The organism is Virgibacillus siamensis, from assembly GCF_039522605.1.
Classification (GTDB): domain Bacteria; phylum Bacillota; class Bacilli; order Bacillales; family Amphibacillaceae; genus Lentibacillus; species Lentibacillus siamensis.
This window is the reverse complement of the sequence record NZ_BAAADS010000005.1, coordinates 32,190-32,679: the sequence shown is the minus strand read 5'-3', so window position 1 is coordinate 32,679 and position 490 is coordinate 32,190. Positions and strand designations below refer to the sequence as shown.

The window sequence follows — 490 nt, the reverse complement described above, 5'->3', positions numbered from 1 at the left end:
AGCGTGGTGACACGTGGAGCTGACGGATACTAATCGATCGAGGACTTAACTAAACAGCTTTTGATGATGTGTTGTCGCTGCTCTTATTCAGTTTTTAGGGTACAAATTCCTAATAAGGTCTGGTAGCATTAGCGGAGAGGTCACACCTGTTCCCATGCCGAACACAGTAGTTAAGCTCTCCAGCGCCGATGGTAGTTGGGGCTTTGCCCCTGCAAGAGTAGGACGCCGCCAGGCCGTAAATAATAAGCTTGTCTTGAAACCAAGCTTGATAGTAAAAACTTGGTGACAAGCCAGGTTTTTGTAGTATGATTTACTTAAACAGTGGTATCACATCAATTCGCTATTAAAATTCCACAGTAGCTCAGCGGTAGAGCGATCGGCTGTTAACCGATTAGTCGCAGGTTCGATTCCTGCCTGTGGAGCCATTATGCTTCCATAGCTCAGCCGGTAGAGCACTTCCATGGTAAGGAAGGGGTCAGCGGTTCGAGTC

Annotated in this window: 1 tRNA gene and 1 rRNA gene; both read left to right on the top strand. The window is 47.3% G+C overall.

Annotated features, from left to right (window positions below):
• Positions 1–118: 118 nt before the first annotated feature.
• Positions 119–234 (top strand): 5S ribosomal RNA (gene rrf, locus ABD010_RS04100).
• 116 nt (positions 235–350) lie between these two features.
• Positions 351–425: transfer RNA gene (locus ABD010_RS04095), tRNA-Asn, on the top strand.
• Positions 426–490 lie beyond the last annotated feature (65 nt).